19 protein-coding genes and 1 pseudogene are annotated in these 24,085 nt (G+C 44.3%); 9 read left to right on the top strand and 11 right to left on the bottom strand.

Annotated features, from left to right (window positions below; translation table 11 throughout):
* Positions 1-15 precede the first annotated feature (15 nt).
* The 8 genes from JCM12296_RS05760 to JCM12296_RS05725 form a co-directional block, all read right to left on the bottom strand.
* A complete protein-coding gene (locus tag JCM12296_RS05760; protein ID WP_054690889.1) occupies positions 16-1,206 on the bottom strand; it encodes a nucleotidyltransferase domain-containing protein in 1,191 nt (396 codons plus the stop codon).
* A complete protein-coding gene (locus tag JCM12296_RS05755) occupies positions 1,196-2,350 on the bottom strand; it encodes an SAVED domain-containing protein (RefSeq protein ID WP_054690887.1) in 1,155 nt (384 codons plus the stop codon). The genes JCM12296_RS05760 and JCM12296_RS05755 overlap by 11 nt, the downstream gene beginning before the upstream one ends.
* A gap of 13 nt (positions 2,351-2,363) precedes the next feature.
* Positions 2,364-2,735: a metal-dependent hydrolase gene (locus JCM12296_RS05750; RefSeq protein ID WP_054690885.1), complete on the bottom strand. Its 372-nt coding sequence runs from the start codon at positions 2,733-2,735 to the stop codon at positions 2,364-2,366.
* A 288-nt stretch (positions 2,736-3,023) separates the two neighbouring features.
* Positions 3,024-3,575 (bottom strand): helix-turn-helix domain-containing protein, encoded by a 552-nt coding sequence (locus JCM12296_RS05745; protein ID WP_157067396.1) that lies wholly within the window; start codon positions 3,573-3,575, stop codon positions 3,024-3,026.
* 27 nt (positions 3,576-3,602) lie between these two features.
* Positions 3,603-4,679 (bottom strand): hypothetical protein, encoded by a 1,077-nt coding sequence (locus tag JCM12296_RS05740; protein WP_054690881.1) that lies wholly within the window; start codon positions 4,677-4,679, stop codon positions 3,603-3,605.
* A gap of 45 nt (positions 4,680-4,724) precedes the next feature.
* A complete protein-coding gene (locus JCM12296_RS05735; protein ID WP_054690880.1) occupies positions 4,725-7,790 on the bottom strand; it encodes a type I restriction endonuclease subunit R in 3,066 nt (1,021 codons plus the stop codon).
* 12 nt (positions 7,791-7,802) lie between these two features.
* Positions 7,803-9,116 (bottom strand): restriction endonuclease subunit S, encoded by a 1,314-nt coding sequence (locus JCM12296_RS05730; protein WP_054690878.1) that lies wholly within the window; start codon positions 9,114-9,116, stop codon positions 7,803-7,805.
* A 1-nt stretch (position 9,117) separates the two neighbouring features.
* Positions 9,118-11,508 carry a type I restriction-modification system subunit M gene (locus JCM12296_RS05725; RefSeq protein WP_054690876.1) on the bottom strand — a complete coding sequence of 797 codons (2,391 nt, stop codon included), beginning with the start codon at positions 11,506-11,508 and terminating at the stop codon, positions 9,118-9,120.
* 1,170 nt (positions 11,509-12,678) lie between these two features.
* Here JCM12296_RS05725 and JCM12296_RS05720 point away from each other — a divergent pair.
* The 3 genes from JCM12296_RS05720 to JCM12296_RS41445 all read left to right on the top strand — a co-directional run bounded on the left by JCM12296_RS05720 (position 12,679) and on the right by JCM12296_RS41445 (position 16,463).
* Positions 12,679-14,343 carry an AAA family ATPase gene (locus JCM12296_RS05720; RefSeq protein ID WP_218187987.1) on the top strand — a complete coding sequence of 555 codons (1,665 nt, stop codon included), beginning with the start codon at positions 12,679-12,681 and terminating at the stop codon, positions 14,341-14,343.
* A 288-nt stretch (positions 14,344-14,631) separates the two neighbouring features.
* Positions 14,632-15,438, top strand: coding sequence for a UvrD-helicase domain-containing protein (locus tag JCM12296_RS41450; RefSeq protein WP_218187986.1), 807 nt, complete (start codon positions 14,632-14,634; stop codon positions 15,436-15,438).
* Entirely contained in the window at positions 15,411-16,463 is a 1,053-nt protein-coding gene (locus JCM12296_RS41445; RefSeq protein WP_218187991.1) for a 3'-5' exonuclease, read from the top strand. Before JCM12296_RS41450 ends, JCM12296_RS41445 begins: the two co-directional genes overlap by 28 nt.
* Before the next feature lie 88 nt (positions 16,464-16,551).
* Here the strand turns inward: JCM12296_RS41445 and JCM12296_RS05710 are convergent, their stop codons facing one another.
* A complete protein-coding gene (locus tag JCM12296_RS05710; RefSeq protein ID WP_054690873.1) occupies positions 16,552-16,782 on the bottom strand; it encodes a hypothetical protein in 231 nt (76 codons plus the stop codon).
* A gap of 553 nt (positions 16,783-17,335) precedes the next feature.
* Here JCM12296_RS05710 and JCM12296_RS35995 point away from each other — a divergent pair.
* The 6 genes and pseudogenes from JCM12296_RS35995 to JCM12296_RS05685 all read left to right on the top strand — a co-directional run bounded on the left by JCM12296_RS35995 (position 17,336) and on the right by JCM12296_RS05685 (position 21,824).
* Positions 17,336-17,569 (top strand): helix-turn-helix transcriptional regulator, encoded by a 234-nt coding sequence (locus tag JCM12296_RS35995; RefSeq protein ID WP_083455878.1) that lies wholly within the window; start codon positions 17,336-17,338, stop codon positions 17,567-17,569.
* Positions 17,569-17,808 carry a helix-turn-helix transcriptional regulator gene (locus JCM12296_RS39645; protein WP_172683781.1) on the top strand — a complete coding sequence of 80 codons (240 nt, stop codon included), beginning with the start codon at positions 17,569-17,571 and terminating at the stop codon, positions 17,806-17,808. Before JCM12296_RS35995 ends, JCM12296_RS39645 begins: the two co-directional genes overlap by 1 nt.
* Positions 17,801-18,949, top strand: coding sequence for a tyrosine-type recombinase/integrase (locus tag JCM12296_RS05700; RefSeq protein WP_172683780.1), 1,149 nt, complete (start codon positions 17,801-17,803; stop codon positions 18,947-18,949). Before JCM12296_RS39645 ends, JCM12296_RS05700 begins: the two co-directional genes overlap by 8 nt.
* A 379-nt stretch (positions 18,950-19,328) precedes the next feature.
* Positions 19,329-20,825 carry an IS21 family transposase gene (gene istA, locus JCM12296_RS05695; RefSeq protein ID WP_054690867.1) on the top strand — a complete coding sequence of 499 codons (1,497 nt, stop codon included), beginning with the start codon at positions 19,329-19,331 and terminating at the stop codon, positions 20,823-20,825.
* Positions 20,822-21,576, top strand: a pseudogene (gene istB, locus JCM12296_RS05690) (IS21-like element helper ATPase IstB). The gene istA and the pseudogene istB overlap by 4 nt, the downstream one beginning before the upstream one ends.
* Entirely contained in the window at positions 21,573-21,824 is a 252-nt protein-coding gene (locus JCM12296_RS05685) for a hypothetical protein (RefSeq protein WP_083455877.1), read from the top strand. The pseudogene istB and the gene JCM12296_RS05685 overlap by 4 nt, the downstream one beginning before the upstream one ends.
* A gap of 627 nt (positions 21,825-22,451) precedes the next feature.
* Here JCM12296_RS05685 and JCM12296_RS41440 read toward each other — a convergent pair.
* Positions 22,452-23,165, bottom strand: a complete 714-nt coding sequence (locus tag JCM12296_RS41440; protein ID WP_218187985.1) for a Fic family protein — start codon at positions 23,163-23,165, stop codon at positions 22,452-22,454.
* A complete protein-coding gene (locus JCM12296_RS41435) occupies positions 23,081-23,989 on the bottom strand; it encodes a hypothetical protein (RefSeq protein WP_218187984.1) in 909 nt (302 codons plus the stop codon). Before JCM12296_RS41435 ends, JCM12296_RS41440 begins: the two co-directional genes overlap by 85 nt.
* Positions 23,990-24,085 lie beyond the last annotated feature (96 nt).

Genomic DNA, 24,085 nt, shown 5'->3' with positions numbered 1-24,085 from the left:
ATACCACTTTGACATTTACACTTTAAACCATGGCCTTGGACCAGCCGCTTCAACGCGCCGGGGCGGAGTAATGACTGCGGCACTCAGGCCTAATACCTGCTCAATGGAAACCTTGTCGAAATTGACAGAAAATCCACGGTCTGCCGCCTCTACAATGACTTGGCTGTTATCTTTTGAGCACAATGCAGCAAAATCGGCCTTTGCCTGAAATAGCCATCTGTGGAAATTTTCCTTTAGTTTCAGTCGCGCGTGCTTTTCGGAATACCATTTATCTGCAAAGTCTTCTGCCGGATTGACAGGATTTGGAACGAAAGGCACTTTCGGTTGAATGTATTTATCCATAGAGCCCAGGATATTAGACAGGGCGGATACCAAATCACTCTCTCCTCTATATGCGCGGGCCGCTAAAGTCGTGATGATAACCGAAATAGGTTTAGAATCTTCATTGCCCTCAAACATCGTATCCCGATGTCGTTTCAAGAGCTGGACTGCGCTTTGAAGAGGTGTTTTCCATTTATAGTAAGGGAGTGTATCGATACTGGCTTTAAAGACCATTTCACGCTCAGACAAATAAGCAGATGCAGTGCGCATGCGGCTTTCAAACCAGCGGGCATATCCTTCCGGGTTACTAATCCTCCAATTGTCGGTTATAGCCTTATAGCCAGGGTCGGTATTATCAGTTATCGAAACGGCCAATTTTGATACATCGGAAGCAAGAGATTCGTCCAACTGAGCGAATTTGATCATCCTTTCCTTCAGTACGGCTCTTGTTGGGTCACTTTCCGGGATACATGGCACTATATCCATATGAAAGCTCAGGCCATCCGCATATTTCAGAGTCCAGCAACGCTTTTTCTCAGCCAAATCTTCCTTAATATTTCGTGCTTTTCTGTACTGTTCCAGTTCGTCGCCTACCAGGATTTTTAGCTGCTCTTGTGTAATTGTATCTTTCGACAAGCCCTGACGGAGCTTGCAGCCCATATCAAGATCATACTCATCACCTCTATAGGGCTTGTTTGCCGTTCCCAATCTGAAAGAGCCTTGCGAGGATACATGCGGATCAAAATCCACACATTTCGAATCCTCCCTGTGAAGCCATTCACCGATGTCCGTATATCGTTTTTCAGCTTTTTCGTAGGCTCCTTCGGGCAGTTCAATACTTTCTAATAATTTGGCTAATATTGCGTTGCTTCTCTTATCTAACATGGATATCACCTCGTAATTCTATGGATTTAATAAACTCCTGCGTTCCAACATCATGATCGTAAATGATCCATGGCATGTCGGCTTTTGGCATTCTTGCCCGTCCCAGTTCGACGCAACATGAAACAGGCATAACGGGAAAGATGTGCAAAGGCGCATCATTCCCGTGTTTGTTTTTAATATCGACCATCATCTGTCTTACACACCTACGAAAAACCGAAAGCTGCTGTTTTGACAGCATAAAATCGTTATGAGGGTTTTCAATAGTCACTTCCCAGATATTTGCACCTTCTAAAACGCGGGTTATGCGATCATGTGCAACATGGTCGCTAAGTGAAAACAATAGTGCCGGAACTCCATCGAAATTTTCGGGCTTACGCACAACAAATTCGAATTCTTCAGGCAATTCCTGCCAGCGCCAGCCTTTAGGTTCCCGGTGCAACTGGTAGGTTTCCACTGATATTTTATCCGTAAGAAGTGCGCCAAGCTGTATCAGAAGCGGCTGTGGTGCGAATGCGAATACAGAAAAATGCTTACAAGAATCCTGGTCGATGAGAGGCGCAATGTTTCTCTCGTATGCCCTGTAGAGATGGGCATATTCAGCGCTCCAATAATCTGCACTGCTATCTTTTAGCTCCGAATTCATCGAAAGTATTACCGGTCTTTCATTCGCCGGATACCAACTCGGAAACATGGATTCCACGCAGGCGAGATATTCAATCGGAGATTTTTCAGAGCCAATGTTCGCGCCATATAAGACAACGTGGCTTTTCTTGTCCGGCTCTATGCCGGTTACGATTTCAACCCGGCGCTCATGGTCGTTTTTCCACTGAATAAGCAATTCCGCCGAGTATCTTTCACCGCCCACATCCTGATCGATCTTTTTGTGGCAACCGTGGCACATCAACATCAAATTGCTGATATCGTTAAGACGCTTGGTGTTTCGCTTAAACGGCCCCCAACCACGCGGGCCTTTCTCAGAAAACGAATAAATATGGGCTTTCTGGGCCAAATTGACAGATTCCTGGGTAACGGCAGATTTATAGAGCAGCTTATTGCAGCCGTTAAACTGGCACCTGCCTGCTGCCCGCGCCCACAGCTCGCGCTCTACTGGACTTGGTATGTAGCGTGTGACCTCTTTAACCATTATCGCCCCCTACCTATAGCTTTCCTATCAGCGGCAATGATCTGAAGGTCATAGCGTCGAGTATCAGATGGCTCATATACGCGGCCCCGGCACACAGCGTTAAAAATCTGACTATTGATTCCAGCGTATCTTGCGGTTGCCAGTCATAAACCTTCTTCGTCCCATACCCGACGAAAACCAGCACCGCTAAACTATGAAAAAATTGTCGATGGTGCGGATTTTTCAGTGAAGGTTCCAACAGATCGGGCAGTTTACCAACTACAGCCCCCATTCCGATTGCTGGTAATGGATTGTGATAGCTGTCTCCGTTTTCATCCTTGTCCAGGACTGCTACCGCTAAACCGGATAATCCACCGGCAACCGTATGAATTAAGCCGTTTGGCATCGCTATTTTTCCTTTCTCACGCCTTTGAAGGGCTTTTTATCTGATGTCTTAACATCCATAAATTGCCCTGTTTCGGTGTCTCGTTTCACGTAATGCCCCGAAGGGGTCTTGGTTTGTGATCGGCCTCGAACGGCCCCTTTCCTGTGTCCATCGCCTTTGGGTGGGTTGGTAGCCATAATGCATCCTTTCTGCTTAAGTTAACCTGTTTCACCAGGGGCGTTTAAAAAAACCGCAAAATGCGATTTATTGTTAGATAGCACTTAATTCTGATTAACGCAAGCGGTTTTATCAGATTTTTTGAATCGCGGTATACACGAATTCCATACCCCCTGTTTCGGCAGTCTGCTTTGTTGCTAAGACAAGGCCTACGGATGAAAGCTTTTTAAGTTTAGCGCTTGCATTTTGTGCGGAAATATCAAATTCACTCGAAATCATAGAGGTCGTCACTGTTCTATGTTTCATTGCAAAATCAAGTAGTTCCTTTGCGCTTGGGGTTATATCTACGCCTATAAGCTCGTAACCGTCATCAACAATAACAATCATTGTCAGACCTTTTGCTTTGGCTGCATAATCCCAATTATCCATTAGATCCCTTGATGCAAAATCTTGTAAATAGAATCCTTTCTCTCCATTTCTTGACTTTACCAATGAAATCACGCTCTCTCTGGGAAAGGATGCGTCTGTTCTCGTTATTCCAGCCAACGAGATTCCAATTATTTTTTTATCTGGGTGAGCATCAAGCCTGTCCAGAAGCTTTTGATAGACCTCTCTGCCTTCCTTGTTGCCAAATGCAGAATCCCCTACAAAATCAGACAGTTTTATTATAATATTCTCATTCATCTGATTAATTTAACCAGTTTATTTTAATTAGTCAACAAAGAAGTCAAAGCACAAATGCGTTCCGTAGATGGTCTGGAGATTGGTTTTCTTAGTAATTTCCTCAATTTCTCCATTGATATATTCAATGCAAACAGAAAAATTTTCCTGCCTGACTGATAGCCTTGCATCAAATTTTATAGTCTGTTCTCGACTGCTTTTAAAGCCTAAACCACGACCTGATCCAAACCGACTTATCCCTCCTTTAGTTAAGAGATCAATGACTAATTGGACGTTAAAGTCTTTAGAGTTATGAATTTTGTAAATGTCTGGATAGTGTGTTTGTAAAGAAGGGACAAGTGTTGCAGCAATCCCTAACCCACTGTCTGAAACTACTGTTTGAATATGGTCTCTTTTACCCCCATATTTTTGTAGTGCGGCAAACCCTGGAATCGGTGTCTCACTATGCTCTGAAACATTATCAATAAGTTCACTAAAGACTGTAAAAGCTGCTGCTTCAAATTTACGATCAGACTGTTGCACAAACCGATCCGTAAGCTGATTGATTAACTCTTTGTCTGCTTCATCAGGATTTAGCGAACCAAATTCTACTACTGTATCGCTATTCCCTCTATATTTTTCAGCACCGGATTCAGAGGGCCTATGAGGAAGAATGACCACATTCTTATCCAGATGGTCAACAAAGCCAATACGGTTAAAATAACTTAGCGTCGTTTGACAATCGCTGAAGTCAATAGTGACAGTATTTCCCCCATTTGAAAATTGATTGCAAAGGGCTAGGAACCTAGCGGCAGCGTCCAATAGAATTTTGCAATTTTCTGGAACTACAAAATAAATGGCATTGTTATTTTCATGAAGTAGTGTCTCTGCTTTAAGCAATGAATTTTCAAATGAATTACAATCCATCCATGTATTTTCTTCAAACTCAATTCTGATTTCAGGCTGCGGAACAAGCGACCAGCGAAAATTATCATCCCGTAAAAAAATATCCGGATTACTGTAAAGGAATGAGTTTACCTGTTTCTTTTCGTAGCCCAATTTTTTTGCAATTTCTTTACCCTTTAAACCAGGAGAAATCTTCAATAATTTTTTGATGACTTCTTGCATTTAGTCTGTTCCGGTATCTATCAATCCAATATTTTTGAAACTCTATTAAACGCCTTCTGGCATATTCACAATCCGCTGCATGCTTTGCATGAGCGATGCTTTGAAAGCTTCATCGCTTGCAAATAGCTTATAAAATTCCAGGTCATCTTTACGTCTTTGCAGCATAATCTCTTTAAAAAGCTTTTCGAAAGCCAGATGCTGGTTATGCGGATCAGGATTATTTTTATATTTGTCTTCAAAGTCCGGGTGGGATTTGATTGAATTTGCCATACTTAACAATCGCACCCGCTGTTCTTCGGGCGTGGCGCTCCATCCCTGGAACCAACGTTCATTAAAGGCCCGGACTATTTCGTCCAGCGGGTTTAATTCTTCCTCACCACCATGAGCACCGCGTGGATTTGGATTTTGAGGATCAAGCTCAGATTCTGCCTCATCTAAGACGATTGAATGGTTGAGCTTAACACGCTGAAGCCCATAAGAACTCAAATCCACAGATTCCAGCAATTCATCAAGTTGATCGCCGCCCGGTTCAACCACTTTCAACTTTGGTATAAGAAACTTGAGAAACCAAAAGAGCTTTTCCCAGGCAACCATTTCATAGGGCATAATAGCAGCCATCTGGCCGTATATTTTAACGAACTGCTTAGCCTTGATCTTAAAATCTGCTTTCTCACTATTTTCAAGCTCAAGATCATGATTAAACCTGGCAGCGGCAACATCAATTATTGGGCTGAGTGTTTGGGCATCTTCGTTATCGAAGTAACGCTTTACAAAATCCTCCACCTCGTACCATTCATATACGCCAACATCATCCATCGCATCCTTTAGCTCATGAAGGACGTTTATATCCGTGGCCTCAGACAGGGATGTAGCTGTATAGAATGGATCAAAGGCCCCTTTGATATCATCAATGCTGTTAAAGAAATCTAAAATAAACAGATCTTCGGTCTTTTTGCCTAATTTAGGGGCTGAACGATTAAGCCGTGATAATGCCTGCACACATTGAACATGTGCCAACTTTTTATCGACGTACATAGCACAAAGTTTTGGCTGATCGAAGCCTGTCAGATACTTGTTGGCAACAACAAGAAGGCGGTATTTGTCCTCATTTACGCCCTTTGGCTTTTTTTCACCAATGTAATTTCTATCAAACATGTCCTTGGTATCATTATCAGAAAATCCATTGATATCGGCTTCTGTGTACTCAATGCCATCAACCTCTTTGGTCCCGGAAAAGGCAACCAGCGCCTTAAAAGGATTGCCATAGTCATCAAGAATGCGGTTAATGGCTTTATAATATCGTATGGCTGTTTCAATATTTTGGGTAACAACCATCCCTCTCGATTTACCTCTAAGCTTTTTAGCATTGACGACCTGTGGTATGAAATGCTCCAGCATGATTTCCGCTTTGGTGTCTATTGTCTGCTGGCTGCGTTCAACATACGCCCTGAGTTTTTTCTGTGCTTTTTTCGTGTCAAATTCAGGGTTCTCAATGATTGACTTTTTGATCTCATAATAGCTTTTGTAGGTTGTGTAGTTGGCCAGCACATCAAGGATAAAACCCTCCTCAATAGCCTGCTTCATGGAATAAAGATGAAAAGGTTCGAAGGAACCGTCTTTTTGTTGCTGGCCAAATTTTTCAAGCGTTGTGTTCTTGGGCGTGGCCGTAAAAGCAAGGTAAGAGGCATTGCCGCGCATTTTACGTGAGCGCATGGCCTTAAGGATTTTATCTTGTGCATCCTCTGCATCCTCGTCATCATGCCCCATCGCCCGGTTCATATTGTCATGTGCCGATCCAGACTGAGAACTGTGCGCCTCATCAATGATAACCGCAAAGCGCTTGTCACTCAGGTCTGCAATACCATCAATGATAAATGGAAATTTTTGAATGGTGGTAATTATAATTTTCTTGCCGCGTTCCAGTGCAGATTTGAGTTCAGAGGATCTATAAGCTGGAGCAATGATATTCTTAACTTCAGAGAATTCCTTGATATTATCCCGAAGTTGCTTGTCCAAAAGCCTTCTGTCCGTAACGACAACCACCGAGTCAAATAAGGGCTGGTCCAGGCCTTTGCTTCCGGGAACCTTTTCTGACAGTGGATATATTTCAATAAACTGATACGCGGCCCAGGTAATAGAATTGGATTTGCCGGAACCAGCAGAATGCTGAATTAAATAGGTCTGCCCGACCCCATTTTCAGAAGCATGCGCAACAAGCTTACGAACAACATCCATCTGATGATAGCGTGGGAAAAATAGGGTGCGTTTATTAAGCTGGTTCTTACTTGTTCCGTCCAGTCTGACGAAATGCTGGATGATGTTGGCCAGGCTTTCCCTGGTAAACACCTCTTCCCATAGATATGCGGTTTTATGACCATTAGAATTGGGAGGATTGCCTTGGCCGTGATTATATCCTTGATTGAAGGGTAGAAAGAAGGTGCTTTTTCCTGCGAGCTTGGTGGTCATGTATACTTCATCAGTATCCACCGCCATGTGCACCAGGCACCTGCCAAAGGTCAATAAGGGCTGATTTATGTCTCTGTCTTCGCGGTACTGCTTTTGACCGTGATAGCGTGCTGTCTGACCAGTCCAGGGATTTTTTAGCTCAAGCGTTACCAACGGAATACCATTGACAAACAGCACCATATCGATTTCTTGCAAGGGATTGGCCTGAGAGTATCGAACCTGGCGCGTACAGCTAAAGATGTTTGCTTCGAAATTCTTTTTTACCTTTTTGCTGCTACTGGCAAGAGGTGCGGGGTACATCAGATTGAAATGCGCATCATCAACGCTTAGCCCCTTTTTGAGCAAATGCAGGATTCCATGCTTTTTAATCAGGCGGTCAAATCGATCAAGAAGCTTACGTTGCCAGTCATTTGGGCTGTTTTTTTTGATTTTTTCAAGATCATCTGCCTGGGTATTTTTCAAAAATTCCCAGAAAAACCGATCATCTATGGCGTATTGCATATTAAAATCGGTTGGGAACCCGACTTTATACCCTGATCCTTGGTTAGCCGCCTGCTTACCGGCTTTCAGCTCTTCAGAGCTTACCCCTGTGAGGGATTTCTCAATCGCTGCCTCCAGTGCCTGCTCATTTGTCTGACTAACCATGCTAACTCCTTGCTAAGCCACTTTAATCTTGCCCGTTACAGCACTGTTGATCAGGGTGGTTTTGTATTCCTTTAGTTTCTCGATCTGATTATTAAGAAGATCAATGCCTGAATCTACCTTTTCAGAATGTGTTTTTATAAAAAGCACTATTTCTAACTGCTCATTTATCGGCGGAACTACCGTATTTAATTGTTTAAATCCGTCCCAGTAAAGGCGCTTGCGAAAATCAGTAATCCCTTTAGAAAATCTATCCATTTGTTGAATGAATTCAGGGCACCGGTACTGATGCTCAAAATATTCTGCGCTGATAGTCGATTTTGGCTTCGCCACGATGTAAGCAGGGCTTACCATGCCATCAGTGCTTACAGCCCCAATTCCCCCTTGCCAGGCTCGCATCATATTAAACGCAATATCACCCTTTTTTACGAGAATATACTTAGTCTTATCTTCAATTTTCACTCTGCCATGAGTGTTTTCCTCCTCAGTCAACTCTTCCGAAGAGACACCGGAATGGATAGATACAGACAGAAGTGGCAACCCTTCTTTACCTGATTCAACCCGCTCAGAAAATAATGCCCTGTTTGCAAACAGCTCCCAATGCTTAGGTATTTGCCCGATCCAATCAACACCAGAGTCTTTCATTTGTACATCTGGATTGAGACCTTTAGTGACGGCATTTTGAATGATTATTTGCCTACGTTCTTGTAATAAAGAAATTTGCCGCTCTTTGATTGAAATTGCATCGTGAATCAACGCAACTCTCTTATCAAGAAAATTAGCGATAGCTATCTGTTCAATATTATTTGGAATGGGAAAGTAAAAATTTTTAAAATCTCTCTCATACAAGTGATTTATTGTTGATCCTCTTGAAATATAATCAACCTGCTCACCAAAAACTCTGGAATTTAGTATCCAATATAAGTATTGGGAATAAATTTTAGGACGAAGAAGAAACACGCCACTATTTAGCGTAGCCTTGCCTTTTAGCCCTTTTACTACGGCTGTTTTACCTATTGTTCCATCCTTAGTTATTAAGACATCTCCATTTCTTACTTGGATATTTTTATCTAGCTCGTACCATTTATCTGAAACATAATAACAGTTTGAATAGTCAATACAGCCATCTTTAAAATCAGTTCCAGTAATGCAAAAAGCTCCCTCATCTATAAAGTCAGAGCTATTTAGACCGTGAAAACCAATTCTTGCCTTTAATGAGGAGAAAAATTTAAGTCTGGTGTGTTCCCAGTTTGTGGGGATATTGTCCAGCCATTCGTGACCTGTTTCTTTGAATTCACCATATCTTGGCATTTCCGGTAAGGTCACCATGCTATTCCCCCTGCACTTCTGCGACTTCAACGCCCAATATCTGCGCAATCAAGCCTTCGGATTTTTGTTCTAAGGCGATGATGTCATCAGCGACTTCCTCCAAAGTGCGCAATGGCTTATGACGGTAAAAATGTTTATTAAAACTGATCTCATAACCAATCTTGGTGCTATCAAGGTTAATCCATGCCTCTTCAACATGAGGTTTGACCTCAGCAAGGAAATAGCTGTGAATTTCATCCCCCAAAGGTATGGATTCAGCATCTCTCAAATCACTGTTTGATTCATAAGTAATATAGTGCCCGGACTTTTCAGCAGGATAAAAGCCAAAATCGGGGAGTTGGTCTTCACTGCATCCAAGGTGCTCCAAAAGATTTGATAATTTGTCGTCGGACAATTTTATGATCTTTTTAATGACTTTGACCGCTGTTTCGTCATACCAGCTTACAGCATCGAGTATTGCCTTTTTTTCGGGCGCAGAGAGTTTGATTTTTTGCGCCTTTAACACCTCATCAACTTTATCTTTGAAAATATTGAAATCATCAAACTCTATCTCACCAATTTCGGTCATAAGTGTTTGAGCCGCATCCAATATGCTACGAAGTTTCCGCCAGTATTTTCCATCAACAATCCTGGTTTTTGCCTTGCCGTTTATATTGATCTCATTATCCTCACACCAGGCCAGGATTTCTTTTTTGATGGATTTTAAAAAACCTTTCTCATAAACCTTATCACCGTGTTCGATGAACAAATATTCCATGATATCACGCAGCGATTTATCAAAACGCAATGGTCCGATAGCATCTTTAGTAAATCTTGCCTTACGGCGGTCCGGTCGTTCAATATTGACCTTGTAATACCCAAAATCCTGATTTTTGAAGACTTTGCTGGCTATACCGACGGAGTCGCCATTTGCATCCAGATCGCGCTCTATTTCAGAGCAATCAAGATAGGTCCGGGTAATATCTACAATGTGTTCAGGCGCAAATTCGCAGTTTTTATTTCCAAGATTCTTTCTCAATTTGCGATAAAGCAAATTGGCATCAATGAGCTGCACTTTGCCTTTTCGGTGTTCAGGTTTGTTATTATTGAGCAGCCAGATATAAGTGGTGATCCCTGTGTTGTAAAACAGGTTGTTGGGAAGTTGCACAATAGCATCGAGCATATCGTTCTCGATAATATAGCGGCGTATGTTGCTTTCTCCGCCTCCTGCATCACCAGTGAATAAGCTTGAGCCGTTGTGAACGGATGCAATGCGGCTACCTTGCGGGCTAACCGATGGTGATTTCATCTTACTCACCATCTCCATAAGAAATAAAAGCTGTCCGTCACTGGATCGTGGCGTTGCTGGCACCGTTTCGTTATTGCCCCAATAATCGGTAAGCTCGACCTTAAATCGCGGGTCAATCACATCACCATTGTCTTTGATATTTTTTTGCTCAGAAGCCCAACTTTTGCCGTATGGCGGATTGGAGAGCATAAAATCAAAACGGTCTGAGGCAAATTCATCTGTTGAGAGTGTAGAGCCTACCTTGATGTTTTCAGGGTTGTTGCCCTTAATCATCATGTCAGACTTACAAATAGCGTAAGTCTCATCGTTGATTTCCTTCCCGTACAGATAAATATCGCGATTTTTCCCAAGGCTAGGGTATTTTTCCTCTATGAATTTTTGGGATTCAGTCAACATGCCACCGCTACCGCAAGCAGGGTCATAAACAGTTATCGTTAGCGGCAGCTTATCCTTTATCGGATCGAATACCAGATGGGTCATCAACTCGATAACCTCACGCGGCGTAAAGTGTTCCCCGGCTTCCTCGTTGTTCTCTTCGTTAAATTTGCGGATCAGCTCTTCAAAAACGTACCCCATACCCAGATTGCTTAGGGCGGGCAGCTTATTGCCATCAGGGTCTTCAACTTGATTTGGTGTTAGATTGATATAAGGGGAAACGAACTTTTCCAGGACATCCAAGAGAACGTCTTTACCGGCTAAATGCCGGATTTGAGCTTTGAGGTTAAAGCGTTTTATGATCTCTTTTACATTATCGCTAAATCCGTTGAGGTATTCTTCAAAATTAGCCAGCAATATTTGCTGATTATTTGTCGCTGTTTCCTGAAGTCTTTTAAGTGTCCATTTGGAGGTATTAAAAAACACATAACCAGATGCCTCTTTTAATGGCTCTTCATCCAGCAATGTTACCTTCATTTCTGTTTTCTGAAACTGAACCTCTTCAAGAACGGCATCTTTCGTGGGTTCCAACAAGGTATCTAAACGACGGAGGACCACCATGGGCAGGATTACATCACGGTATTTGCCCCGTACATAGACATCACGCAAACAATCATCAGCAATATTCCAGATAAATGAAACAAGTTTGTTGTGTACAGAGTGATCCATTAATTGTCCCTAATTCCACATTTTTTAGTTTTGGTTCAACGTTCAATAACCCACTTTTTAGATGCTGTTATCAATCGTAATTATTGGTTATTTTACGGGCATTTTCCCATTAAATGATAAATACCAGTTATTACTAAATTTTTAGATATTCAACAACCATAAATCTGGATCATGAGAATAGTGCTACATGGTGGTATAGTACGCCTCCAGGGGCTTCCCTGGTCGTCATCCACTGGCGAAACAGTGGTCGTGATTGAGCGGTGAAACGCTCACGCCCATCCAATCCGCGCAGGGTTGGTCGTGATTGAACAGCGACATGTTCACGGCATCCAATCGGCGCACGGTTGGTCGAAGGGGATACAAGGGGATAATCGAAATATCGCCCTTGGCCATGGAGTTCTTAGGGGCAGCTCGGAGGCTCCCTTAAGTGGTGATCAAACGGCCAGACGTTTGTGGTGCATTGAGGATGATCTTGCCTCGATGTGCCAAACGCTCTTGCCTTCAGAGACACATTTTAATTGGCTCTGAGGCTTAGAGCGGTCAAGAGGGATGCAACGGGAGAGCGACAGCAATCTCCCTTGCCAAGATGGTGCTTGTGGGGAAAAATCTCCGATTTTGTACTACACGCACACATCTTGCGGTCATCACAGCCGCACCTCTTACCAATAGCGGAACTATTGCTGCGCCTGCTAATTGAGCGTCAGAACCGGTGCATTTTGTGCGATGACGGAACCCACCGACATATGCCCTGCGCTGGATATCGGGACTTTAGATATAAAGCCTGCCACCTGTCAAATTTAAACGCATAATGCCGATCTGACCATTTTCGGGCACTTTGACCAGCCGCTGCCTGCAAAACCGTCTGCTTGAGCCTCCTGACGGAAAAGCTGCGCTTTTGTATCTCAAAAGCAGACGGTATGGCCGCAGCGGGAAGCCGCGCAGGTCATGGGGTGGGTTCTAGTGGCCGGACCGGTTTTCCGGCGTGACACCGGAACAAAGGATGAAAACCGTCCGGGGGAAAAGGCCGTTCTTGTTTTTTGTTAGCGAACGATCATAGGTTGATGGGGAAATAGTATACTGCTACGATATGTAACCGTAATCTATATTCTAAAATTTAAAGGAAGCCTCCCAATAGATGGGACAAATCTATCTCAAGCATTGGAGGGAACATTGAAAATAAGCTATTTAACAATAGAGAATTTCAGAGGGATTAAATCAGCAGAAATAAAATTCCCTGATCACTTGGTGCTCATTGGCGATAATAATACCGGTAAATCAACTATTTTTGAAGCGATTGACCTTGTCCTTGGACCAGATCGGCTGCGACGTCGCCCCCCAATTGATGAACATGATTTTTACGTCGGTCAATATTTCTATATCCCTGGATCGGATGAATCCCAAACGGCACCAGTAGCGGCCGCAGAGGCTGTGACTATCGGAACTGAGGAAGCTACTGATGAAGTTCCAGTGGACGAAACCACAGATACTGAAGATGCGCCTGCCACTGAAGTTCAGGAAGATGCGGAACCTGAGACAGTCAAGATAAAGATCGAAGCGACCATCACGGGCTTGTCCGATGAACAGAAGGCGCATTTTCGTGATTACATTGAGTGGTGGAATACAGGTAACGGGACATTCTATACAGACCCAGATGTTGAAGGCGTTGATCAAGAGGCTATTGTTGAAGCTTTGCGTGTAACTTTTATCGGAAACTATGTATTCGATGAAGATGACTTCGACGGCAATACCTATTTCGCACGCAGTCTTGAAGAAGGCGGAAACCCTCAATTTTTTGGACGTCGTGATAAGCAATTTTGCGGCTTTTTGTATCTGAGGAGCTTGCGCACCGGAAGTCGCGCCCTCAGTCTGGAACATGGTAGCCTGCTGGATATCATTCTGAGGCTGAAAGAAATCAGACCACAGATGTGGGAATCCACCATCAATGGCCTGGCTTCATTTGATGTCGCAAGCGCACCGGAGCTGGGGATTACCGGCGTCCTGCAAAGTATCAATACAGCGCTCAAAAAGTACGTACCAAAGGAATGGGGTGTCGAACCACATTTGCGCGTTTCGGCTTTGACTCGCGAACATCTCAGAAAAGTCATTACCGCCTTTGTGGCAACAGGAGAGGGCCCTCATGCTGCACCCTACTTCCGGCAAGGGACCGGCACGATCAATATGCTGGTGCTGGCAATGCTGTCTCAGATTGCTGAAGATAAGCAAAACGTCATTTTCGCCATGGAGGAACCAGAAACCGCAATCCCGCCCTATGCGCAGAAGCGCATTGTCCATGAGATAAGAAACTTATCCGCTCAATCCATGTTTACATCGCACTCACCATATGTTTTGGAAGAATTCGATGTCGATCAGACACTTGTTTTATCACGGTCTGACGAGGGACTACTTACGCAAGCATCTGTCAATCTGCCGGAAAGCGTAAAGCACAAACGATATAGACAGGAATTCCGAACACGATTTTGTGAAGGTTTGCTGTCTCGCCGCATATTGCTTGCTGAAGGGGCCACCGAAGCTAGCGCTTTCCCGGTGGTAGCCCGCCGTCTCGCAATTTTAGCTCCAACTAAATACAGTTCCTTGGAAGCGCTCGGTATCTGCACAATCAATGCCGGAACAGAATCGCAGATCGCTGACTTGGGTGGGCTATATCGCGGATTAGGAAAAACAGTTTACGCCGTATGCGATAAGCAAACCACGGCTAATGAATCCGCAATAAAAGCCCAGGTCGATGAGCTTTTTATGCATGTCGAGAATGGTATTGAAGACCTCGTATTAAGGAACACAACGGCTGATGCTCTCGAACGTTTGCAGACTTGCTGACATGGCCACAGCATATTCTTCAAAAATATCCTGATCCGAAAGCGGATGTTGTGAACGCAGTTTGCGATTATTTCTGCTGGGCAAAGGGTAATTGGGGCCTCGCAGATTTTTTAGCGCAATGTACTGAGGATGAGATTCCAGAATGGATGCGAGAAACGTGCATTCGCATCCGAGAATTGTTGCAGCCGTCTCCCGAAGAGGCCGCTGCAGAGGATCAACAGGAGTCTGATGACACAATGACAGAAACTGACGCGAACCCACCTCAACCTTCAGATAATGGGACTCAAAGTGGCGTTTGATCTAACGGACAAACAAAAGGAAGTCCTGGGTGCTAATGGGCACATGCTCGTAAAGGGCGGTCCCGGTTCCGGCAAAACAACCATATCCATCCTGAAGGCAGGAAAGATCGTCAAAGAGGGCTTGAGGGGTGGTCAACTCGTTTTATTTTTAAGCTTCGCGCGGGCGACAGTGTCAAGGGTGCTCGAAGCCATCGCTGAAGAAGATGAGATTACCCCTGAGATTAAGCGTCATATCGACGTCGATACCTATCACGCCTTTTTCTGGCGGCTTATAAAGGCCCACGGATATTTACTCGGTCTGCCACGTCGTTTGGCCATCCTGACACCACCCAATGAAGCCGTGGCCCTGTGCGACATAAGGAATGAATACAAAACGGACGACAAACTAACGAAAAAAGAGGGGGAAGAGAAAAATCAACGTGAGTATGATGAGCGGCGACGCCTCGCTGCCGAAGAAGGAATGGTTTGTTTTGACCTGTTTGCAGAGTTTGCCGGTGTATTGCTCCACGGAAGTAACAAAATCAGGCGACTGATCTCAAACGCTTATCCAGTTATCATACTCGACGAGTTCCAAGACACAGCGCCTGATCAATGGCGTGTCATCCAGGCGCTAGGGCGTGACAGCCAACTAGTAGCGTTGGCAGATCCTGAACAACGAATTTTCGACTTTATCGGCGCAGATCCCAAACGCTCCAACATTTCAAGGATGAGTTCGCACCTTCTGAATTTGATCTTAGCAATGAAAATCACCGCAGCAAAGGAACAGACATTGCTCATTTTGGGAACGACATTCTAAAAGGAAGGTTTACAAAGCAAAACTATAACGGTGTACATTTTGACCTGTTCGAGGCGAATCAGAATCAGGCGATTACCAAAGTGGTTACCGCAACCTTGCAGGCAAGGAAGCGACTGATCGATAATGGCCCGAAAGACTGGTCATTGGCGATCCTCGTTCCTACAAAGCGCATGACTCGCACTGTATCAGACGCTTTTCGCGAACCGCAGGGTAAACTACCAAAGATCGGGCATCATGCAGCCGTCGATATGGAAGCCGCTATCCTTGCTGCCGAAATCATCGCTTACATACTGCAAAGTCACGGTGGTGGGGGCGATGTCGCCGAGTTTGTTAGACTGATCTGCAGCTATTACAGAGGCAAAGGTGGTGATACCCCTACCAAGACCAGTCTTCAAGAAGCGGCGCGCATATCTGCGGCTTACCAAAAAGTTGTCGAATGTTATGAAGCCAGCAAAAGTGTTCCTAAGAGATGTATTCATTTACCAATTGAAGCAGCCTATAAAGCGTCCCACGATCTTGTCATGATTGGCAATCCTGACAAAGACTGGATCACTGTACGAAAGCACCTGGAAAATGCTGACTGTAAACGACTAAACGAAATTGCTGCTGAAGCTCGAAATATCCGTCTGTTGGACCGAGGGACACAGCTTCGCGAAGCTTTGTCGCAGAACTGGCGCGATAAAGGACGATACGAAGACGGTTTAGATATTGTCCGACAAGCCTTCGTCCATGAGCATTTTTCAACCAATTCCAAACCAGAATCAGGTGTGGTCGTTATGAACATGCACAAAGCGAAAGGTAAACAATTCGATGAGGTGATCATATTTGAGGGCTGGCCTGTGTTTTCCGGGCGTAAGATCGCCGCAAATCCTAATCGGATTGTGCGGGGCAACATCCGTGAGAACATCGATGATCAAACGCGGCAGAATTTTCGTGTCAGCATTACCCGTGCAAAGCAGCGCACGACCATTCTCACTCCAAGAGTGAACCCTTGTGTTCTCCTAACCCCTCAAAAGAAAGACTAAAAACAAACAAGCGCTTCATCTGATTTTGACAATAAACCTGCACCATGGTGACGGTGCAGGAATTGATTAGCTTTGGTATTAGGCCAGCCTATTCGCCTCTTTCATCTTCAGTAAAGCTGTTATTGACAGGAACGGCGTAAAATCCGCTATCAATGATTTGAGTGCCGTGCAGCTTTACGTAGAATCCGCCGTCTTCGCGTGACCAGGCAACCCCGATGGTTTCGAAATGAGCCTGCTTGCCGTAACCTACCATTTTGCGAAGGTTATGAGTGGGTTTCGTTTTGGCGTTTTCGTTTTGCGTTTTATCCTGAGTTGACATGATTAAATCTCCTTTTGCTTGTTTCAAGAACCGAGGGATTTCGGCCTTGTGAACAGCGATCACCCGTCAGGAGATCGGCTCCGCGTCAAAATATTTTGTGGGGGACCGTTAGCAAGACCCGGTGCGTTTGCGCCCTGGTCGCGCTTACGGGAAAAATTATTTGATGCGGAGCACCTGTCGGGTAGCGTTCACGTCAAAAGGTCCGAAATGACCTCTTATACGTTCTTGATGACAAAAGGCGATGTCATGTCATACTCGCAGGTGCAGCAAACAAAGCGCTCGGGAACCAGCTCTGAGCAACAGATTTAAGGCGGCAATTAACGGTTTATTAGGAAACTGGGCGTACCCTTAAGGGTAGAGGCGCGGTTTCTTTAAGATTGCAGGAACCACGAAGCTGGTTACGCGATTACGCCTCTATTCTAATCATGGGCGCAAATATGAGAATGCGGCAGATGGCCGCAACGATATCTTATGAAAGGATTTGCCCCATGAATAGGTTTTTGAACGGAATAAGCATTAAAAAGGATTTTGAGGCTGAGGTAACTGCTGCCTCATGATCCAGAGCAATGCTTTAATTCCTATTAAGCTGGCTGTTCGCTTATGCGGTATCTCTCGCCAGGAGATCAACCGCCGTATAGCTCGCGGTACATTCCCAAAACCATACAAACTGTCTAACAGGAACAATGCGATCCGTAAGGCTTTTTATCTGAAAGACCTGCATGAATGGATCAAAAGTCCGCATACCTATCTGCAGGAAAGCTTTAAGCCTGAAAATGGAGGTGCGTAATGTTACCGGAATCATGTAGATCACAAACACCGCCACCACGCCTGACCGAGCAGGAAGTTCTCGATCTATCTGGCCTGTCAAAAAGCACATTAAGTTCTTGGAAATCGAAAAAACGATTTCCAAAACCCCTATTCTACACACGTAAATACGGAAATATTTACCAGGGGAAAGCAGTATATGAAGCTCTTGGTTTTCTAGACAACAGCGATGATCCATTTTATGATGCAATACATGGCTAATTTGAAAACAAAATTACCGCCTCATTGTCAGGTTAAGAAGCGCAAGAATTATTGCGATGTCTATTTTATGCCTCATCCTAAGGACAGGCCGGATAAATGGCCTGCTACAATACACCTTGGCCGCACAGGAAAAACCCCTGCAGAAGAAATTATAAAAAGAGCCAATGAAACATATGGCGATTATGAGGCTTTCCGGTTTAGACACGAAACAGGTATAGATATACGGATTAAGGAAGGCAGTTTCCCTGATATCATAAAGAAATACAAAGATAGCGTATTCTGGACATCGCTAACTGACAGGACAAAATCAGACTATAACATATTTCTGAATAAAATTAATGAGTGGTCTTTCAGGGCTGGACATCCTCATATATCAAAACTGACAACAAAGTCGCTATATGCATGGATAATAGAGAATTGGCGGGATGCTTATAGGCGACAAAAATATGCACGAACTGTACTCGTTATCCTGTATCAGATGGCAATTCGTGAGGGATATGTCGAAACAAATCTTGCGGAAAACATAAAGCTCAAAGCGGTGAAACGGGCAGAGAAGAAAAAAATCCACATCTGGAGCCAGAAGGACATAGATGCTTTCGTTGAGGAAGCTGATAAGAGAGGCTTACACTCTGTCGGTTCTATAGTTCTAACGGGTATAGAGACAGCGCAAAGACAAGCCGATGTCATTAAGATGCGTCATAGTGTTGATTACATGGATGGAAAGCTGATTTACATCCAACAAAAGACCGGAAAGAAGGTCAAGTTTAATGCAACAAAGAAACTAACTTCCAGATATAAAGAATTTCATTCGCTAAGCCAGATGTTTTTATTCATCAACGAAAACACCAAACGACCATGGCAATATCGTTCGCTTGCTCAAAAAATCCGCGAGATTTGCGATTGCATCGGATTGGAAGGATATGTCTATGCGCACCTGCGTCACTCTCAGGTTTACTATCTTTATGAGAATGAATTAAATAAGAACATAATAAGCGCAATGACTGGCCACAGCATGAAAACAGTTGACTCTATGCTGGATCGTCATTATTTAGAAATCCGCAACGAAGAATTGGCTAACCGTGGTGTTGCGAAAATAGACAGAGTCAGACAAAAAGTCAGACAAACGAGTCAGACAAAATGATTCAATATACGCGGAAAGCCAGAGTATACAAGCCTTAAGGCGCGGTGGCAGAGTGGCTATGCAGCGGATTGCAAATCACCAGAAAAAACAACTAAATCAAAGGGCTTGTCTGACTTTTCACGGTTTGTTCACGGTCTATTTTCTGCGGGTTTCCGAGCAGAGTCAGACAAAAATTATACAATTTTTTTTTATAAAAAATGACCATTTTTATGGCCATCTCTTTTCAAGAAATTAACCTTTGGGTCGTAATATTGGTTTCGCTAATCTAAAACTGACCCCCTGAACGGTAAAACGACAACCCAAAATTGACCCCCGTGAGCGGACCTCTGGTATAGGGGATTGATAGACATCAATCCTATGACTGGAGGTAGAAAGGAGAATGCTCAAGGTGGATCAATACAGCTACATTCGGACAGCGCATCGAGTCTATGGCAAAAAGATAAAACAAATTGCCAGGGAGACAGGACATTCAAAAAATACAATCAAAAAGGTGCTGCGGGGAGAATATCGGGGTTACAAACCCAGGGTCGAACAACCGTATCCGGTTCTGGGTCCCTATCTGAACATCATCGATCAATGGCTGAAGGAGGATAAACAACGGCCAAAAAAGCAGCGTCATACAGCGGCCCGGGTTTTTAGCCGTCTCAAGCAGGAGCATGATTTTCAAGGTGCGGAGACGACCGTCAGACGATATGTTCGTGAAGCAAAACTGAGGTTGGGAGTCGGTGCACCGCAGGTATTTATTCCCTCAGATCCGCAGGCCGGAGTTGAAGGCGAAGTTGATTGGGGACGATGCTTTGCGATTTTAGGAGGCGTCGAGACTTTGCTCAAGCTCTTTTGCATGCGATCCAAATTCTCCGGCAAGCATTTTGTTCGCTGTTATCCCTGCGAGCGGCAGCAGGCATTATTTGACGGTCATATACGCGGGTTCACATTTTTCGGCGGTGTTTTTCCGGTCCTGATCTATGACAATTTAACCACAGCGGTCCAAAAGATATTGTGTGGCAAAAATCGGATACTTCAGGAATCGTATGACAAGTTTCGCGGTTACTACAATTTTGTCCCGCGCTTTTGCAACCGGGGTCAAGGTCATGAAAAAGGCGGCGTCGAGGGCCTGGTCGGTTATGCCCGACGCAATTACATGGTTCCTGTTCCGGTCGCCGATTCACTGGAAGATCTGAACAAAAAGCTTTTGCAGGAATGTCTTGCATATGGCGACCATCGGATCGCCGGCAGGGAACACACGGTCAATGAGCTGTATGAAGAAGAAAAGAAGCACCTTCTATCCATTCCAGACATTCCGTTCACCAATGTAGAGACCGCCGGTGGCAAAGTGGATAAATACGCTACAGTGGTGGTGGACAAGAATCGGTATTCGGTGCCGTCATCCTATGGTTATTTTAAGGTCAATGTTGTGTTGCGTGTCGATCGTGTTGAGATATTTTACGGGGGTAAGAAGATTGCCTCCCATCGGCGACTTTTCGGTAACAACAAATGGAGTCTTTTGCCGGAGCATTATCTTGAGCTCATTGCCCAGCGGCCACAGGCATTTGAATCGGCCCGCGTGATTAGACAATGGCGTCCGAATTGGCCTTTTTGCCTTGAACGGCTTTTGGAAAAATTCTGCCAAAAGCAGGGCCATACCAAAGGCATCAAGGACTTTGTTTCAGTTTTAATGCTTTACAAAGACCATGCTGCCGACGATATCGAGTCGGCGGTCGAGACAGCGCTATCATCGGGTGCGGGCTCCAGTCAGTCCGTCAAACATATTTTAATCCATAAAGAGGGCGATCAATCATTTTCAGCCCTGGATAACTGGCAAACCCTGCCGCCTCCGGATATATCCGTTTACGGACAGATCGGAGGTGCTCTATGAATGCAGGGATGAACGCACTTTTAATTGAGAATCTCAAAAAATTGCGACTGTCCACGATGATCCGCAACCTGGAAAGCCTGATCCGCCAGGCCAAGCAGGAGCAGCTGAGTTATGAGGAATTTCTTTTAAACCTGAGCGAGGCTGAAGTTCAGACCCGCCAGGAGAATGGCCGTAAAAGACGTCTACGGGAAGCCAAATTTCCTATTTTAAAGCCGATGGAGACCTTCAAGTTCGATGCAGCGCCGGAACTGGACGTTCGACTCGTGAAGGAGCTTTCAAATTGTGATTACGTTAAAAAAAGCCGCAATATTATTTTTGTGGGTAAAAGCGGCACCGGCAAAACCCACCTGGCCACCGCACTGGGCATGGAAGCCTGCAAGCAGGGAATCAGGGCCCGCTTTGTCACCGGCTGCGGCCTTGCCAATGAACTCATTGAAGCCAGGGATGAAAAACTCTTAGGCCGTGTGGTCAAACGGTATGCCGGTTACGGGCTGCTCATTATTGATGAACTGGGGTATGTCCCTTTCTCCAAGGAAGGCGCTCAGCTGATCTTCCAAATATTGCTGAACGCCACGAAAGAAAACCGGTCATGATAACCACCAATATGGGATTTGGAGATTGGACCCAAATATTTGGTGATCCAAGCATGACCGCTGCACTACTCGATCGTGTAACGCACAAGGCTCATGTAATCAACTGTAGCTGGGAAAGCTACCGGCTAAAGGAAACATTGAAGAGGCACTCCAAGTGAAGAATATCCCTATATACAATACGTTAAAGGACAGACTGGAAGCAGTCGATTTTGAATTTACAAAAGAAAATACCACCTGGTTTGACGACATTGAGGGTTACGATATTTATAGGATCGCGGATGCATTTGGTGGACTTTTGATCCAGAAAACCGGGTATAGTTATCCGGTTTTGACTGGTGACGTCTCCCGATCCGATATTGGGAATAATCAACAAAAAGCATTGGAGCTGTTGCACCGGCAAAATTAAACCACATTAAACTGAAGGCCGGGAAGGGAGGATCCCGCGTTCGCTAAGTTCCCTCCAGCTTCTCTCTTCCTCAAGAAACCATATGATTTTATGGCTATTGGCAAATTTACATCTAAATCACAGGGGGGTCAAAATTGGGTTGTCGCAAGGGGTCATTTTTCGGTTGACGTTTCGATAATATTAAAGGGAACGAATAGGAGTTCCCACGATGTTTCACCCAGGTAACGAAAAAGGTGCTGTTGTTATTAAAACAAAATTTGGTGACGTGGCTGCCGATAGTCGGAATTTTTCAAAACCCGTTGAAGACTTATGGAAGATGAGGATTGGAAAAAAGAAGTAGGATTAGAAGGCGGGCCGTTTTGTTATGTCGAGTCTGAGCTTGATATACCGTTTTAAAAACAGAAAAAATTGCTATTTTCATGCATTTTTAGAATGACTATTTCCTATCATTTATAAAAGATCGGCGTTAACCGATCTATCCATCGTTGCCGTTTGGGGTTCAAATCTGGCGGTGGCGCTACTGACAGTTAATTTTAAAATGTGCACGTATTTTAGAGAGATGCACGTTCTTTGCGTTTCTTTGAGATTACTGTCAGTCACCGGGGCAAAGCCGACAACAAGAAGGCTTTATCCGAAAATCTCTTCGTATTTTTGTTCAATCGCTTGAATTTCACGGTCAGTTAGTTTTGCAAATTCCTTTTTTTGCCCACGTTTTGAAAGCTTACCGTTATTTTGAGACAAGAAGCGAATGAGCAAGTCAACAAGGTTATCAGGCATATCAATGTAGTTTTTAATGAATTCATTGAGCAGGTCATATTTTTTTAAATATTCCACCTCATCAGGAAGCGTTTTATTTACAGTTTCCTCAACGCATTCAAAGAAAAACTCAGCCTGGTTTGTTGCATCAAAATATCGATATAGATCGATGGTTTCGTTTAGGACCTCAACATTATTATTCTCTGTTGGTCGCCATTCAATCAGATCGAGGCGCGGTTTTGAGAAATGCTCAAGTATTTTACGGTATTCATCTATACGTTCCAAAATGACAGCGGATACAGGGAATATTAATCCTTTTGGAACAAAGTCATTTTCAGCCAGAACATGGTGAAATAAATAACGGTGAATCCGGCCATTCCCATCTTCAAAAGGATGGATAAATACAAAACCAAAAGCGATAAGTGTCGCTATGAGGACCGCATCAAAATCATCCTTGCAAAGAAGCTCATATGTTTCGATTAACCCGGTCATGAGCGCTTTTAAATCATCCGGCCTGGCCGAAATATGCTCAGGCATTGGCATGCCTGAGCTGCGATCATGTTCTCCAACAAAACCGCCTTCCATGCGTATCCCCGGCTCAATAAAACGATTATCTGCGATAACAATTCCTTGCAGATATTCCAGTTCAGGAATGTTGAGCTTACGCTGCCCGCTTCGCCAATTATTCTTCCCCATCGTTCGATCCGGCTGTGAGGCGGGGTTTCTCCTTCAATCGTGTAAGATGCCTTGGAATCCTTAAGCAGCAAAAAAGCCGAAGCGCGGCTCAGTAGATCGGGATGGGTCTGGCCAATATTTTTTATGGCTGCTTCGGATAGTTTCTTGCCTATATATTGCTCAAGCTTTTTTGTTTTTCGGATCAAAGGGCAAAAATCGTGCGTTCCCGGCAAGTTGTTGCGAACCCGATGGCGTTTAGACGGATATGATTTCCCTTCATATTGTAGCTTGCTGTTAACGAGAGGAACAAAATTTCCTGCCTGTGCATCTTCAATGTCAAGGTGTTGCCCGCGTAGCCATTCCCACAAAAACCATAATTTGCGGCTATACATTCCGGTAGGCTCTGAGCGGATGATTTTCTCAATATCTCTGGCTTCAACATCTTGAAACAATGCATTGAGGACCGCCAGATCAATGCCCTCATACTTAAGCGCAAAGGTTAAGTGCCCATATAGTGTGTCTTCAGGCCTATGGCGCGGTGTAAAGATATGCCAGCGCTCATAATCGTATTTTTTATGTTTCGTCCCAATAGCACAGAGATAGTCCGGCAGCGGAACTTTCAGGTCATGAGCCTGAATTAGCGCGGAATATCCAGTCAAACGGGCACCCTCTTCCAAGGCCGGGAAGCCGTGAAAAACAGTTGCAACCTGTGAATTTTGATTATATATCGCCATATTTATGAATTCCTATTTCAATTGCGTAATTTATTATGGCATGAAAAACGATTATTGTCCATGAATACTGATTAAATTTTGCGTTTTATATGAAAA

Source organism: Desulfosarcina cetonica JCM 12296, assembly GCF_001311845.1.
GTDB classification, from domain to species: domain Bacteria; phylum Desulfobacterota; class Desulfobacteria; order Desulfobacterales; family Desulfosarcinaceae; genus Desulfosarcina; species Desulfosarcina cetonica.
This window is presented reverse-complemented; position numbering and strand designations above follow the sequence as displayed.

Excerpts from the sequence above, each read along its gene's own strand:
- JCM12296_RS05760 (WP_054690889.1), bottom strand. The coding sequence starts at position 1,206 with ATGTTAGATAAGAGAAGCAACGCAATATTAGCCAAATTATTAGAAAGT.
- JCM12296_RS05755 (WP_054690887.1), bottom strand. The coding sequence starts at position 2,350 with ATGGTTAAAGAGGTCACACGCTACATACCAAGTCCAGTAGAGCGCGAG.
- JCM12296_RS05750 (WP_054690885.1), bottom strand. The coding sequence starts at position 2,735 with ATGCCAAACGGCTTAATTCATACGGTTGCCGGTGGATTATCCGGTTTA.
- JCM12296_RS05745 (WP_157067396.1), bottom strand. The coding sequence starts at position 3,575 with ATGAATGAGAATATTATAATAAAACTGTCTGATTTTGTAGGGGATTCT.
- JCM12296_RS05740 (WP_054690881.1), bottom strand. The coding sequence starts at position 4,679 with ATGCAAGAAGTCATCAAAAAATTATTGAAGATTTCTCCTGGTTTAAAG.
- JCM12296_RS05735 (WP_054690880.1), bottom strand. The coding sequence starts at position 7,790 with ATGGTTAGTCAGACAAATGAGCAGGCACTGGAGGCAGCGATTGAGAAA.
- JCM12296_RS05730 (WP_054690878.1), bottom strand. The coding sequence starts at position 9,116 with ATGGTGACCTTACCGGAAATGCCAAGATATGGTGAATTCAAAGAAACA.
- JCM12296_RS05725 (WP_054690876.1), bottom strand. The coding sequence starts at position 11,508 with ATGGATCACTCTGTACACAACAAACTTGTTTCATTTATCTGGAATATT.
- JCM12296_RS05710 (WP_054690873.1), bottom strand. The coding sequence starts at position 16,782 with ATGTCAACTCAGGATAAAACGCAAAACGAAAACGCCAAAACGAAACCC.
- JCM12296_RS35995 (WP_083455878.1), top strand. The coding sequence starts at position 17,336 with ATGATCCAGAGCAATGCTTTAATTCCTATTAAGCTGGCTGTTCGCTTA.
- JCM12296_RS39645 (WP_172683781.1), top strand. The coding sequence starts at position 17,569 with ATGTTACCGGAATCATGTAGATCACAAACACCGCCACCACGCCTGACC.
- JCM12296_RS05700 (WP_172683780.1), top strand. The coding sequence starts at position 17,801 with ATGGCTAATTTGAAAACAAAATTACCGCCTCATTGTCAGGTTAAGAAG.
- istA (WP_054690867.1), top strand. The coding sequence starts at position 19,329 with ATGCTCAAGGTGGATCAATACAGCTACATTCGGACAGCGCATCGAGTC.
- JCM12296_RS41440 (WP_218187985.1), bottom strand. The coding sequence starts at position 23,165 with ATGGAAGGCGGTTTTGTTGGAGAACATGATCGCAGCTCAGGCATGCCA.
- JCM12296_RS41435 (WP_218187984.1), bottom strand. The coding sequence starts at position 23,989 with ATGGCGATATATAATCAAAATTCACAGGTTGCAACTGTTTTTCACGGC.